The 13,000-nt window shown below is 34.0% G+C and carries 16 protein-coding genes, 15 tRNA genes and 2 rRNA genes; 26 read left to right on the top strand and 7 right to left on the bottom strand.

Annotated elements, in window-relative coordinates:
* The 21 genes from KFD70_RS19525 to KFD70_RS19425 form a co-directional block, all read left to right on the top strand.
* A 23S ribosomal RNA gene (locus KFD70_RS19525) occupies positions 1 to 256 on the top strand; the annotation flags it as partial.
* A gap of 101 nt (positions 257 to 357) precedes the next feature.
* Positions 358 to 473, top strand: a 5S ribosomal RNA gene (rrf, locus tag KFD70_RS19520).
* Positions 474 to 482: 9 nt separating this feature from the next.
* Positions 483 to 557: transfer RNA gene (locus KFD70_RS19515), tRNA-Asn, on the top strand.
* A 5-nt stretch (positions 558 to 562) separates the two neighbouring features.
* Positions 563 to 654: transfer RNA gene (locus tag KFD70_RS19510), tRNA-Ser, on the top strand.
* 10 nt (positions 655 to 664) lie between these two features.
* Positions 665 to 739, top strand: a tRNA-Glu gene (locus tag KFD70_RS19505).
* A 4-nt stretch (positions 740 to 743) separates the two neighbouring features.
* Positions 744 to 819: transfer RNA gene (locus tag KFD70_RS19500), tRNA-Val, on the top strand.
* Positions 820 to 849: 30 nt separating this feature from the next.
* A tRNA-Met gene (locus KFD70_RS19495) sits at positions 850 to 926 on the top strand.
* 3 nt (positions 927 to 929) lie between these two features.
* Positions 930 to 1,005 (top strand) — tRNA-Asp (locus KFD70_RS19490).
* A gap of 9 nt (positions 1,006 to 1,014) precedes the next feature.
* A tRNA-Phe gene (locus KFD70_RS19485) sits at positions 1,015 to 1,090 on the top strand.
* 15 nt (positions 1,091 to 1,105) lie between these two features.
* Positions 1,106 to 1,181: transfer RNA gene (locus KFD70_RS19480), tRNA-Thr, on the top strand.
* A 10-nt stretch (positions 1,182 to 1,191) separates the two neighbouring features.
* Positions 1,192 to 1,275 (top strand) — tRNA-Tyr (locus KFD70_RS19475).
* Positions 1,276 to 1,282: 7 nt separating this feature from the next.
* Positions 1,283 to 1,356: transfer RNA gene (locus KFD70_RS19470), tRNA-Trp, on the top strand.
* A 13-nt stretch (positions 1,357 to 1,369) separates the two neighbouring features.
* Positions 1,370 to 1,445, top strand: a tRNA-His gene (locus tag KFD70_RS19465).
* Positions 1,446 to 1,559: 114 nt separating this feature from the next.
* Positions 1,560 to 1,634, top strand: a tRNA-Gln gene (locus KFD70_RS19460).
* A 5-nt stretch (positions 1,635 to 1,639) separates the two neighbouring features.
* A tRNA-Gly gene (locus KFD70_RS19455) sits at positions 1,640 to 1,714 on the top strand.
* A gap of 10 nt (positions 1,715 to 1,724) precedes the next feature.
* Positions 1,725 to 1,795: transfer RNA gene (locus KFD70_RS19450), tRNA-Cys, on the top strand.
* A 10-nt stretch (positions 1,796 to 1,805) separates the two neighbouring features.
* Positions 1,806 to 1,887: transfer RNA gene (locus KFD70_RS19445), tRNA-Leu, on the top strand.
* A gap of 138 nt (positions 1,888 to 2,025) precedes the next feature.
* Entirely contained in the window at positions 2,026 to 3,006 is a 981-nt protein-coding gene (locus tag KFD70_RS19440) for a tyrosine-type recombinase/integrase (RefSeq protein ID WP_336452865.1), read from the top strand.
* Positions 3,007 to 3,772: 766 nt separating this feature from the next.
* Positions 3,773 to 4,357, top strand: a complete 585-nt coding sequence (locus KFD70_RS19435) for a BRO-N domain-containing protein (RefSeq protein ID WP_336452866.1) — start codon at positions 3,773 to 3,775, stop codon at positions 4,355 to 4,357.
* Positions 4,358 to 4,888, top strand: coding sequence for a Rha family transcriptional regulator (locus tag KFD70_RS19430; RefSeq protein ID WP_336452867.1), 531 nt, complete (start codon positions 4,358 to 4,360; stop codon positions 4,886 to 4,888). It begins immediately after the preceding gene.
* On the top strand, positions 4,889 to 5,287 hold the full coding sequence (locus KFD70_RS19425) for a Rha family transcriptional regulator (RefSeq protein ID WP_336452868.1): 399 nt from the start codon (positions 4,889 to 4,891) through the stop codon (positions 5,285 to 5,287).
* Positions 5,288 to 5,606: 319 nt separating this feature from the next.
* Here the strand turns inward: KFD70_RS19425 and KFD70_RS19420 are convergent, their stop codons facing one another.
* From KFD70_RS19420 to KFD70_RS19390, 7 genes are all read right to left on the bottom strand, one after another.
* A complete protein-coding gene (locus KFD70_RS19420; RefSeq protein WP_336452869.1) occupies positions 5,607 to 5,963 on the bottom strand; it encodes a hypothetical protein in 357 nt (118 codons plus the stop codon).
* A 4-nt stretch (positions 5,964 to 5,967) separates the two neighbouring features.
* On the bottom strand, positions 5,968 to 6,342 hold the full coding sequence (locus KFD70_RS19415; protein WP_336452870.1) for a hypothetical protein: 375 nt from the start codon (positions 6,340 to 6,342) through the stop codon (positions 5,968 to 5,970).
* Between the two features lie 115 nt (positions 6,343 to 6,457).
* Positions 6,458 to 6,700, bottom strand: coding sequence for a hypothetical protein (locus tag KFD70_RS19410; RefSeq protein WP_336452871.1), 243 nt, complete (start codon positions 6,698 to 6,700; stop codon positions 6,458 to 6,460).
* A 289-nt stretch (positions 6,701 to 6,989) separates the two neighbouring features.
* On the bottom strand, positions 6,990 to 7,811 hold the full coding sequence (locus tag KFD70_RS19405) for a hypothetical protein (RefSeq protein ID WP_336452872.1): 822 nt from the start codon (positions 7,809 to 7,811) through the stop codon (positions 6,990 to 6,992).
* On the bottom strand, positions 7,811 to 8,023 hold the full coding sequence (locus KFD70_RS19400; RefSeq protein ID WP_336452873.1) for a hypothetical protein: 213 nt from the start codon (positions 8,021 to 8,023) through the stop codon (positions 7,811 to 7,813). Before KFD70_RS19400 ends, KFD70_RS19405 begins: the two co-directional genes overlap by 1 nt.
* A gap of 12 nt (positions 8,024 to 8,035) precedes the next feature.
* Positions 8,036 to 8,323 (bottom strand): hypothetical protein, encoded by a 288-nt coding sequence (locus tag KFD70_RS19395; protein WP_336452874.1) that lies wholly within the window; start codon positions 8,321 to 8,323, stop codon positions 8,036 to 8,038.
* 667 nt (positions 8,324 to 8,990) lie between these two features.
* Complete coding sequence (locus KFD70_RS19390) at positions 8,991 to 9,809, bottom strand: tyrosine-type recombinase/integrase (RefSeq protein ID WP_336452875.1); 819 nt, start codon at positions 9,807 to 9,809, stop codon at positions 8,991 to 8,993.
* 381 nt (positions 9,810 to 10,190) lie between these two features.
* On the opposite strand from KFD70_RS19390, the gene KFD70_RS19385 reads away from it, so the two are divergent.
* The 5 genes from KFD70_RS19385 to KFD70_RS19365 all read left to right on the top strand — a co-directional run bounded on the left by KFD70_RS19385 (position 10,191) and on the right by KFD70_RS19365 (position 12,688).
* Entirely contained in the window at positions 10,191 to 10,706 is a 516-nt protein-coding gene (locus KFD70_RS19385; RefSeq protein WP_336452876.1) for a hypothetical protein, read from the top strand.
* A 145-nt stretch (positions 10,707 to 10,851) separates the two neighbouring features.
* Positions 10,852 to 10,989 (top strand): hypothetical protein, encoded by a 138-nt coding sequence (locus tag KFD70_RS19380; protein WP_176553786.1) that lies wholly within the window; start codon positions 10,852 to 10,854, stop codon positions 10,987 to 10,989.
* Between the two features lie 106 nt (positions 10,990 to 11,095).
* Complete coding sequence (locus tag KFD70_RS19375) at positions 11,096 to 11,350, top strand: hypothetical protein (protein ID WP_336452877.1); 255 nt, start codon at positions 11,096 to 11,098, stop codon at positions 11,348 to 11,350.
* 73 nt (positions 11,351 to 11,423) lie between these two features.
* Positions 11,424 to 11,912 carry a hypothetical protein gene (locus tag KFD70_RS19370; RefSeq protein WP_336452878.1) on the top strand — a complete coding sequence of 163 codons (489 nt, stop codon included), beginning with the start codon at positions 11,424 to 11,426 and terminating at the stop codon, positions 11,910 to 11,912.
* A 23-nt stretch (positions 11,913 to 11,935) separates the two neighbouring features.
* Complete coding sequence (locus tag KFD70_RS19365; RefSeq protein ID WP_336452879.1) at positions 11,936 to 12,688, top strand: hypothetical protein; 753 nt, start codon at positions 11,936 to 11,938, stop codon at positions 12,686 to 12,688.
* The last annotated feature ends 312 nt before the right edge of the window (positions 12,689 to 13,000 follow it).

Genomic DNA, 13,000 nt, shown 5'->3' with positions numbered 1-13,000 from the left:
AGCTGTCCTTAGTACGAGAGGACCGGGATGGACGCACCGCTGGTGTACCAGTTGTTCTGCCAAGGGCATAGCTGGGTAGCTATGTGCGGAAGGGATAAGTGCTGAAAGCATCTAAGCATGAAGCCCCCCTCAAGATGAGATTTCCCATAGCGTAAGCTAGTAAGATCCCTGAAAGATGATCAGGTTGATAGGTTCGAGGTGGAAGCATGGTGACATGTGGAGCTGACGAATACTAATAGATCGAGGACTTAACCATATAATATGAAGCAAATGTTATCTAGTTTTGAGAGAATATAAAAAACTTATTGACTTTTTTAATCAATCAAGTATAATAATGTTTGTCTCGAGTGAATATAGTCTGGTAATGATGGCAGAGAGGTCACACCCGTTCCCATACCGAACACGGAAGTTAAGCTCTCTAGCGCCGATGGTAGTTGGGGCCTTGTCCCTGTGAGAGTAGGACGTTGCCAGGCTAATATCATTCCGCAGTAGCTCAGCGGTAGAGCTATCGGCTGTTAACCGATCGGTCGTAGGTTCGATTCCTACCTGCGGAGCCATGATTGGAGAGCTGTCCGAGTTGGCCGAAGGAGCACGATTGGAAATCGTGTATACGTCACAAGCGTATCAAGGGTTCGAATCCCTTGCTCTCCGCCATGATATTTTTGGCCCGTTGGTCAAGTGGTTAAGACACCGCCCTTTCACGGCGGTAACACGGGTTCGAATCCCGTACGGGTCACCACTTTGGAGGATTAGCTCAGCTGGGAGAGCACCTGCCTTACAAGCAGGGGGTCGGCGGTTCGATCCCGTCATCCTCCACCATATATAAACATAATATATGAATAGTATTATCGCGGGGTGGAGCAGTCCGGTAGCTCGTCGGGCTCATAACCCGAAGGTCGCAGGTTCAAATCCTGTCCCCGCAACCAAATGGTCCCGTGGTGTAGTGGTTAACATGCCTGCCTGTCACGCAGGAGATCGCCGGTTCGACCCCGGTCGGGACCGCCATTTAATTCTGGCTCGGTAGCTCAGTCGGTAGAGCAGAGGACTGAAAATCCTCGTGTCGGCGGTTCGATTCCGTCCCGAGCCACCATTTTCAACTAAATACGCCGGCTTAGCTCAATTGGTAGAGCAACTGACTTGTAATCAGTAGGTTGGGGGTTCAAGTCCTCTAGCCGGCACCATGTAAGTTTCGGAGGGGTAGCGAAGTGGCTAAACGCGGCGGACTGTAAATCCGCTCCTTCGGGTTCGGCAGTTCGAATCTGCCCCCCTCCACCATTTACATAGGGGCATAGTTTAAAGGTAGAACTGAGGTCTCCAAAACCTCCAGTGTGGGTTCGATTCCTACTGCCCCTGCCAAAAACACAATATGGCGATTGTGGCGAAGTGGTTAACGCACCGGATTGTGGCTCCGGCATTCGTGGGTTCGATTCCCATCAGTCGCCCCATTTATTTAAAATATTTACAAATAAATTTAACTATGATAAGATATCTAATGTCTTAGTTAAATATTAATGGTAATAAAATGAATGATTCAAACATATAATGTATTAATAATTCGGTGGGCTATAGCCAAGCGGTAAGGCAACGGACTTTGACTCCGTCATGCGCTGGTTCGAATCCAGCTAGCCCAGCCATTTTTGCGGAAGTAGTTCAGTGGTAGAATACAACCTTGCCAAGGTTGGGGTCGCGGGTTCGAATCCCGTCTTCCGCTCCAAATTTAATATGGCGGCATAGCCAAGTGGTAAGGCAGAGGTCTGCAAAACCTTTACCACCGGTTCGAATCCGGTTGCCGCCTTTCTTAGCATGCCGATGTGGCGGAATTGGCAGACGCGCACGACTCAAAATCGTGTTCCTTCGGGAGTGTCGGTTCGACCCCGACCATCGGTATCATGTAATGTTGATTTAAACGGTTCTTACGTTCAGTAGGAGCCGTTTTTTCGTGTTCTTAAAGGTTCACTACATACGATTATCTCCTTGTTAAATAAGCGTATTGAATCAGATACCAAAGGGAGGTAAAAGTTTGTTATGAAAAGACGTAACAATGATTTAAATGTTAAAGAATTAGCAGTAATTCACGATTCTGTACAATTAGATGTACTCGATTATAAAACCGCTCTACACTTATTCCTTAATGATTGTGAGTTGCGTAATTTGCGTGACCATACTATTCGATATTATAGGAGTGAGTTAACCACGTTTTACAAACTTCTCATGGATCAATCTGTATCCACAAATCCAACTGAAATTACCAGTGAAGTAATTAAGAAGAACGTTATTTTCTATATGAAAGAGGTTCTACAAAGAAAACCAGTTACTATTAATACACGTTTAAGAGCCATTAGAGCGTTTTTTAACTTCCTTCATACTGAAAGATACATTAAATCTAATCCAATGAAAGACGTTAAATTCTTGCGTGTAAGAAGACAAGCTATACCTACATTCAGCAAAGAGCAGATAAAAGTTTTATTAAAACAACCTAATTTAACTACATTTATAGGCTTTCGTGATTATACGGTAATGTTATTGCTTTTAGAAACAGGTGTAAGAGCAAATGAACTTGTCGGAATAACAATTACTGATATTAAATGGGAAGATTCGTTTATTCATATTCGTAATACAAAGGGATATAAAGAAAGGTTAGTACCCATTCAATCATATATGAAAGAAGTATTAAGAAAGTATGTAACGGTTCGTGGATCAATTGAAACTGATGCATTGTTCACTTCAATTGATAATCGTCCAATGACAAAACGCCAATTACAAAATCGAATTAGCAAGTATGGGGAAATGGCTAAGATAAAAGACGTTCGTTGCAGTCCACATACGTTTAGACATACATTCGCTAAATTAAGCGTTCAAAATGGAGCAGGGATATTTGAATTACAATCCATACTTGGTCACACAACAATGGATATGGTTAGAACGTATGTCAATTTATTTAGTAATGATGTGAAGGAGAAACATAAAGAATTTTCACCTTTAAAGATGCTGAATAGATACAAATAAAAAGAAAAAAGCCACCTATTGCAGTAGGTGACCAAGTTTAAATAAGTAATAGCAAAAATTAAATAACGGATATTCCGTACATTTAATACCTTCATTATAAATTTTTAAAAAATATAATGCAAAGGTTTAATTTCCTATTGTCTTTTTTAGGGAGGATGTACAGGGATTTCCGAACGTGGGAATGACCTAACACCACGAATAAATACTTGAACAGGTTAGCTAAGCCGATGTCATAAAATTAAGCGTTCTAACGTATAACGTTTCCTTGTTTGCGTTGTTAGAAGACTAGGAGAGAACGTCCATAAACGGTTTGGTAAGGTTGCTTGGTGTATTACGGTACAGGTAGCAACGAATAAGAAAGATAACATTAGGTTACAAATAATTAAGGATGATGTCAGCAGTACAATTCCTTCCCTATATCTTTCGGCATGTTGGACAAGCATAACATGTTAAAAATTCGTTGTAGATGAAAATCTAACGTTCAAACAAGGTGTTACTATACGGATTCCTTAACCCGATAGACCATGGGAAGTGAAAATGAACGTCTGCTTTATGTTGCATTAACTTTCTTGTTTTTGCAATGTAAGGTAGTCATTCTATGCCCTAGCCGTTTTCCTTACCACTCATCCCATGATGAAGGACAAGCAATCCAAGTCAATACATTTTATAAAATAATAATGAACAGAGTAAATTATTTATCTTATAAATGCCCTTACCGAATAGAGAAGGGAGGATGAAGGGAATGATTAAACAGAAGGAAAATTAAATGACAAACGAATTAAAAGTTATTCACGAACAAGAGGTATTAGGACAAGAATTTAAAATTTACGGATCAAAGGAAGAACCTTTATTTTTGGCTAGAGATGTAGCTATTTTAATTGAATACAACAAAACAAAACAAGGTTATTATGATGTATCAGCTATGTTAAGAACAGTTGATGATGAAGAAAAAACAAAAATCCGCACTACGATTAATAATCCGAGTGGTTCTGACTTATGGTTCTTAACTGAAGATGGATTGTATGAGGTATTAATGCAATCAAGAAAACCAATCGCTAAACAATTCAAAAAGAAAGTTAAAGAAATTTTAAAAGATATTCGTAATCATGGAATGTACATGACTGATAATTTACTAGAAAAAACTTTAGCTGATCCTACGTTCATGATTGGATTGTTAACGAACTACAATGAAGAGAAGAAAAAACGAGCAGCTTTAGAAGTCCAAAATAAACAATTGTCTGAAAAAATCATCGAAGACAAGCCTAAACTTGATATGTACGATGCATGGTTAGATGTTGAAGGTCATTGTTCGATTGGTGAATTTGGACGAAGAGTTAATGCAATCACGTAAATGAGTAATATCGTATTTATTGAAAATAATGAGGTAGTAACAGATAGTTTAAATGTAGCTGGTGTCTTTGGAAAACATCACAAAGATGTATTAAAAACTATCGAAACATTAAAATGTAGTGAAGATTTTAGAGAGCGAAATTTTGCGCTTTCAGAATATAAGACAGAAGGTAATAATAAGAAATACAAAAAGTATTTAATTAAACGTGATGGTGTTTCTTTCCTTGTAATGGGATTCACAGGTTTTGAAGCAGCGCGTTTTAAAGAAATGTATATCACGGAATTTAACCGAATGGAACAAGAGTTAAAGAGTCGTAATTTAGATTCATTCATGATCGCCGATCCAATAGCAAGAGCTGAACGATGGATTAAAGAACAGCAGGAGAAACAATTACTACTTGCACAAAACAAAGAGTTGTCTGAAAAAATCATTGAAGCAAAACCTAAACTTGATATGTACGATGCTTGGTTAGATGTTGAAGGTCATTGTTCAATCGGTGAATTTGGACGAAGAGTTAATGCAATCACGTAAATGAGTAATATCGTATTTATTGAAAATAATGAGGTAGTAACAGATAGTTTAAATGTAGCTGGTGTCTTTGGAAAACAACATAAACATGTTTTGCGAGATATTGAAAACTTAATGATTCAAGTGGATGAAAAAGGAAAGTCCAATTTTGGGCTATCGTCTTATAAACACGATAACGGACGTGAATATAAGAAATACAATTTAACAAAAGACGGCTTTACACTTTTAGTTATGGGATTCACTGGTGGAGCAGCTATGAATTTTAAATTGATGTATATTGATGAATTTAACAAAATGGAACAGGAGTTAAAAAATCGTAACTTGGATTCATTCATGATTGACGATCCAGTAGCACGAGCAGAAAAATGGATTCAGGAGCAAAAGGAGAAAGGAAAAAGGTAAGCTCAATTTTGAGCACACCTATTATGGAAAACATAAGTGGTCTACGCAATTTTGCACACACTCCTTATATATGGAGAATGAGTTTATGACGTTACTATTCATAATTGTAATACGCTAAGCATAAACTTTCGTATGAGCGAATGTAATGGCGGTTCGAAAGTTCTAGGTAAGCTTATACATAGCATTAGTTATAACGTACTTAATAACCTCATATAAGTTTGTTATGATGCTCTTAATACGTACTTAACAACAATGATTTAATAACCACTTAAAACCCTCTTAATAAGTAAAAAAGGCATCCTCTAAATGAGGATACCCTTTAAAATTCAACTAACTTAACCCTTCCACCTATATAAGTAAGGTTAATATTATTTTTCTTCAATTCATTTGTTAACTCATTTACTGTACTTTGATATTCAAATATATTATAAAATTTATGGATGTCTAATTTAGCGTCCTTTACAAAGTGTCGTAAATCAGAAACTGCACCTGTAAACTCTGCTGGATAATTAGCGAAACGATAATGTCTTTTGATGTAATTTGCTAATCCTTTTGCAATTAGTGGAATAGTGATATTGACAAAATCAGAATGTGAATTAGATTTATTATAGGGATCAAAGTCATTTCCAAATATCATTTTTAAGTTTTGGATGTCTTTAATTGTATATGCACTCATATTATTAATCCTCCAATTGTTCTAAGGTTTTAGTTGGGAACATTGCTCTAAAATCAAGTAATAATTTCAATTCATCTTGTTCTAACTTAATACCTTTTTGATATTTACGTAACACTTCTACAATACCTTGATATTTGAATTCAGTTAATAATTCATCTGTAATAGTTCCTGCACTTTCTAAAAAAATCAATGGGTTATCCTTATAAGTTTTATTTGTAGCAATTTCATGATCGTTCGTTAAGAATGCTAAAGGGTTTTCGTTACTATTTAAATCAGTAGCAGCAGTTTCAGATTTCTTGTTTTCGTCTAAAAATGCTAATGGATTACTATTACTTGTTTCATAACGTTTTAAATTTGAAAGTAAATTATCTTGGTTCATATTAATACCATCCTTTATTTAATTTGTGATTAGCCCTTGCCGAAGAGAAAAGGGGTTTTTGGAAAGTGTATTAACCTGTTCCCCCACGTTCCTTTCGGATAGGGCGAAACTTTGGTTAATTATTTGCTAGTACAAAATGATTCGTATTATTAATTCGTTCTACAATAATTCCACATTTAGATAATTGATTCATCAGATCAGTATCTTGTTTCTTTAATCGTAAGTTATCAGTAGTTGTATTTAGATATTCAGCAACTTGTGGAAATGAAATTGGTTCATTTTTATATGCATAATATCCTAAAGTTAAAATACTAACGTGTTGAATAAATTCTTTGCGACTCATGTATTTCTTTTTCATAAACTTTTTTCTACCTCCTTTATTTATAAAATGTATGTACAAACGAAAGTGAAGTACTAAGCCGTCCGGCAATTGAGGACATATAACAAGGAATATATGTAAAAGATAATTCTTACCTATATTAAACTTGTAAATTATTAAACTATATATAAAGTTAACTTGTATCAAAGAATAAGAAGTAATCAACGCCCAAAACAACGTTCAGCCTTACTGCCACAATGGATTGAGCGTAATTTAAAAGGGGTCAAAAAAGACACCTATTCGGGAAAAAAAGGGTCAAAAAAGACACCTATTTTTTCGATGTGTATGGTGAAGCAGCAAACATACCTCGTAATGTATCGTCTGGTTTTCCACTTTTGCGATAGAAGATATAAGGGTTGAGAACAAAAAAGATATTTTTCTTATCCTGTCTTCTTACTTCAGCTACAATTAGACCTTTTCTTAACTTAGTCAATAACGTGCTTACTTTTTTCTCTTCCATATCCACAAGTTGAGCAATAGCTTTGATGTTCAAAAATTCAATTTTAGTGGGATCAACTTCATGAGGATTAATACAAACCATGTTAGTTTCATAATGAACATATGGAAGTAACTTATATAAGAATCCAATTTCAGCAGGTTTCAGAACTTCGCATAAATGTTTTAATGTTGTAGTAAATAGTTTGATTATCTTTTGTTCTTGAACTTGTCCTCTAAAGTGATAAGTAGGATTAATACGATATCCACCTTCAACCTCTTCCAAAATCCCATTACTTTCAAGTGCTTTACATAAACGTTTATTAGTACTATTTGTAACTCCTAATGTATGTTCAATGTCCACTTTCTTAGTCATAACCGCCCCATCCTTTCCAATTAAAAACCCTGTTCCGAATTCCATATGACATTGTAATTTTAATAAATATCCAAGCTGAATATTTGTTAATTTAGAAATCACTTCTTTAATATTCTCCATATCCGCAAAACTGAAATGACGGTTATCTCTTTCCTTTTCTAATTTGTTCTTATATGCTTGTTTTTGATTTTCAGATATTACTTGTGATTGGGGATTAATAATATCTTCACCCAATATTTGTCCTGTTTCCTTATCGACTAAGTGAACTATTCTAGGCACTAATTCTTCACCTCGCTTTCATTTGGATTTGCTTGCAGAGTTTTATTTTTAAGAAATTCTATAGTGACTTTTACAATCATACGAAATTCTTCTTGTATAGCATGTTCAAGGGCTAATTCTCTCTTTAATTCTGCAACTTGTTTATATAGCGTTAATTGTTGTTCTAATTCTTCGATCTTCTTGTCTAAATTTGATTTTGGTGTATTAAACATATTGAACCTCCACTAAATCTGATTTTGATATTGTCTTGTTTTAAGATTGAATAAATAACGACAATAAGCTAATTGTGAACTTAGTGATCTAACGTTTAGTTGTAATGTGTTCGCCTTATATTGCTCAATCATGTTGTCGATTGCTGGTTGTAAATTTTCTTCGTATGTCACTTCATATGTAACCAAATAACCATCGTCCTCCTTTTGAGTTACAGTTACATGACCAATTGATGCTCCTTTAATTGTTGATAATGCAGCAGTTAGCGACATATCAGATGTGTGAAAAACCTTTTTAACCATAATTTAACATTCCTTTCGAATTTCCTTATTTGTACTGTTTTAAACCAGTAATACTTGGGAATCGTGCGTAATTCTTACGTTTTAAAAATTAATTAAGATGTAATTACTCGAAGGATTTTCATCGAGTGTTACCGAGTAAACGTATCGAGTGGAATCAGCTTTAAAATCAATGGTCATATCATTTTTGAATTTGTTATAAATGGATTAAAAATAAAGTAAGAAGCATGGTTTGATATTCTATTTTTCTTACGCTTAAAAATGGACAAAAGAAATCCCTGTACCATTTGATACAGGGAAAAAAGGGGGTTTCAAAACGTTTAAAACTTGAAACTGTAATGCTCATTTCTACGCCAATTTGAATTAAGTGGAGATAAGAAGTAGCTGAATCCCTCTTATCTGTAAAACATTAATACTTCATATATGAAGTAATTTCTCGGAGTTGTTACGTTAAATAAGTGTAAGAATGCATGTGTTTGTAGTGATAAGGAGTGGATGAAGAAACAAGGAATGAGAGTGGTCGCCATCTTGTGCGTTGTTAACGAAGATGTACGAAATGATACATACGTAAGCATAATAGAGGGAAGTTTTTTTGTTTTACGAGTTGCAATATATTGAAGTGAAATAAATCTTTACATGAAAAAAGACCATCGTAAACGATAGCCTTGTATCAATTCTTATATAATTGTTCAACTGCGCTTGTTCTATCTTCTTCTGATGGTGCTGAATAGCGAAGGATCATATCAGCACTGGAATGTCCCGACAAGGATTGAATAACACTTATATCATGCCCTGCACGTACAAGGTCAGTAATAAACGTATGCCGTAGTTGATGTACATTGAATCCATATTTGTTTATTAGGTGCTGCACACTTCTAACGCTGATACGTTCCCCTCTATTACTTAAGAAAAAGGCTGGACTATTTCCATTACGTTCCTCTAAATACTTATTTAAAGCCCTTCTAGTTTCTGCATTTAATGGTACTGTACGTTCTTTATTTCCTTTTCCAATAACCTTAACCGTACCTTTCCTTTCGGTAAGGGCTATATCATTGATATCTATATTTGTAAGTTCACTAACACGCAATCCAGTATTCAATAGAAGCATTACAATAGCCGAGTCTCGCTTGTTGCCTGCTCTATCCACTTCACGTATGAGTTGATTGCGTTCGTTTCTATCGAGTGACTTAGGTGCTACTTGCTTTAAGTCTTGTTGCTTCACTACACTTATGTCTTCTATTGCTTCTGTCTTGTTACTCCACTTACAATACTTCTTTAATGCATTAAATACTTTATTAATAGTTGCAGCTGACTTCTTATTAGCGACCATGTAGTCAATATACTGTTGGACATCAGAACGAGCAAAGCCTTCCAAGTCTGTTCCTGCTCCATCAAGCCACTGTTCAAATTGTTTTAGTGCATGAGTGTATGTCTTAACAGTTGTTGCTGACTTTCCTTTCAATGCTTCATTCACGAACTTATGAATCATGATAATTCCTCCCTAAATAATTCTACGCAACTTTTTCTGCTTGCTATTCATGAGTTTATGTATGTATTCCGTCTGTTTATATGTAAATTTTATCATAGAATTATAATTCTACGCAATAATTCCACGATATTTTGAAGTGTAAATCATCGTGTTATTTATACATGATACTTCTGCATTTAATAAGAAGTTTTGCGTGATCTGACATAAAGATTAAATCAATTGGTTACATATGTAAAAAAACATCTTGCCAATCCCTTCCAGTGATAAGACAATATAGGGGGGGAGGGGCGGTTTACATTCTGAACAATCGAATTGTTTAAATAAGGGCGCATGAACCTAATTTATTTCATAGGGGAATTTTTAAGAGAGGGGATTTAGATTATGTTCAAGTATGTAAAGGTAGCGGTTATTATTGGAATTATAGTTCTTCTTTCAGTTAATATTTATCTAATGAGAAGTAAAGATGCAGAAACTGATACAAAAGAAACTGCTAGTGAAGTGAAAAATGAAAATGTTAATCCTGTAGATGATACAGAAACAAAAGCAACTGTAACAACTAATCCTCAAAATATGGATACGAGCATACAGAAGGCATTAGATGAGTCAAAGGACTTTACGAAAAGGAACTTACCAAATGAAGTAATTGATATGTTATATGATGATAGTGGAGAGAAGAAAGTAATTCTTCTTTTTAATGATGATGCATGGTATAGAAAATCTAAATTGCTTAAAGAAGCAGATACAATGTTGTTAGGAACGATTATAAATTCTAACTTAGAGAAGGCTGGGGTTATACCTAAAGGTGAGAAAATCACAATTATTGTCACAGATAGTCAAGGAAGAGAAGTAGCATATACCAATCCTGCTGACAAAGGCTCATGGATAATAACTAATTAATATAATTTTAAAAGAGTATTTCATTTGGAAGTGCTTTTTTTATTAAAAGAAAGAATTTATTCATATATCTTGTGTCTTGTTTTGAAACGTAATACAATATATACGTAAAGGTAAAAATGTCCATTTGGAATAAGGAGGTGATTAAATGGCAAAAGGATCAAAGAAAGTATCGAGTGCATCTATGGCATCTAAAGCGTCAAAAGCATTACAAAGTAAAGGTACTAGCAAACTAACAAAAAGTCTTGCTGCTTCAGTTTTGGCACAAGCAAAAGGAAAGAAATAATAGCTTAATTGCTTTAATATAAAATCTTTATTGTAAATTGTACAAGCGTATTCGATTTAAATAAATTATTAATTGGCTTTTTAAATAAAGGAAGAGGGTAATTTTTATGTCTTTAACCTTAAATGAGAGAGAAACGTTAAGAAAAAATTTATTAAAAGAACTTTATAATTACCATTTTGAAAATAATGGAGATGCATTAAGTGTTTATCTTGATGTGTATGTGTCTGAAGAAGATAGACAAAAACACTTAACCTATGAATATTTAAATGGAAAAGGATTGATTGAATATAGACCTTTTTCTAAAGATAGACGCATAGTTAAGATAACTTCTTATGGTATTGATACAGTGGAGAATAGCTAATTTTCAAAGCACTCTTTAATTAGGGTGCTTTCTGTGTGAAAAAGAAATAATTATAAGTTAATTGGAGGATAGCATGAAAATCGATATAAAAATATTGTCTGCTTTTATTTCAGTAATAGTTTCAGTTCTTACGTTTCTAATTATTCATCTATATATTGAGCCAAGAAAGGTAAAAAGGAATTTTAAAATGGAACAATATAAAAATTTGTATGCTCCTGTATACGCAATGATACTTTCAAGGCTTAATATGGCAAAAGAAACTGGATGGGTAGGGAATGGTTCGCTTACTTTAGGACAGCGAAGCTCACAAGACCATTTAGATAGAAAAGCAATGGAAAAATTGATACTAACTAATTCGGGATACGCTAGTATAGAACTAATAAATATTTTTAAAGATTATACTACATCTTTGAAAGTTCCTAGCGAGGTTACTTTTAATTTGGTAACGACAATTGTTAAAGAATATAATCAATTAAAAAAAGAATTAAAGATGGAATATAATGAAGCCGAGCTAAAAACAGGTATTCCTGAAATAATAAAGGAATTTCGAGAAGTTAGCTAATCAACCATGTAAAGGAGAAGAAAATGAAATTTGATGTAGTTAAATCAGTAAAAAATTTATTAGGAATTGAAGAAGGCAGTAATATAGAGTTAGTATTTGATAATATTGGAAGTGTAGCACCTTATATAAGTGGAGCAATTACTTCACATCGAATAAATCGATTGAAAAAACGTTTAGAAGAACATCAAGAACGCCTTATGGTTATTGAAAGTAAGCTTCAGAGGAAAGATGCAGCATTTAATGAATTTCTTAAACAAAAAGCATTTCCTATTATTTTAGAAGACATAATGAATGATATACAAGATGAAAAAGTTGAATTTCTTTTCAATGGTTTTGAAAACATTATTGACAGAGATTTTAGAGATGAAGATCGTCTTATTGCTTATTATGATGTATTTAGAGAATTAAGGCTTGATGAAATTAAAAGACTAATCGAATTAACACCAGACTATAAAATGTATTTAGGTAAATTAAGAGCGGAAGGTAAGAGATATCCAACTGCATTTAAAGCGCCTGAGACAGAAGAAGAAACTAGGAAGTATTATGAACAAAAGGCTTATAATACTTATATTGAAAATAGACTTGAAAATTATGGGTTAATTAATACACCTTTAGTTAAAACGAATGAAGATTTAGCGAAATTTATTAATAAACAAATTACTCAAGATCAATTCCGTAGACATTCATATGAAAAATTTACGAAGGTTACTAGGTTCGGTTACGATTTAATAAATTTCTTTGATCTTATAAGTTCAGATATAAAAAGAAATGTATAATTTTTAATAGTAGGAAAAACTTTTGTAAAGAAATTTTTGTTTTAAACTGGAAAGTTAATGTCTATCTTCTTGGTAAGGGCAAAAATATATTAAACAATATAATCACTTATATAATAGGAAGAAACTCGTTTTATGTCGCACTCTTCAACTTGACTAACCTTTTTAAACGAAATATACTTGTTTACAAGATAGTCGTATGTGATAATTTGGTTTAAATTAAAATTGAACGTAAAAGAACGTATATATATCAATGTTTTCGATGGTTTATGGGAAGGATTAAATTCTATAACCGACTCAAAATCGTGTTCCTTC

Origin of the sequence: Bacillus pfraonensis, assembly GCF_050768835.1 — a bacterium.
Classification (GTDB): Bacteria; Bacillota; Bacilli; order Bacillales; family Bacillaceae_G; genus Bacillus_A; species Bacillus_A pfraonensis.
The sequence above is the reverse complement of the archived record's forward strand: the minus strand, read 5'-3'. Positions and strand labels throughout refer to the sequence as shown.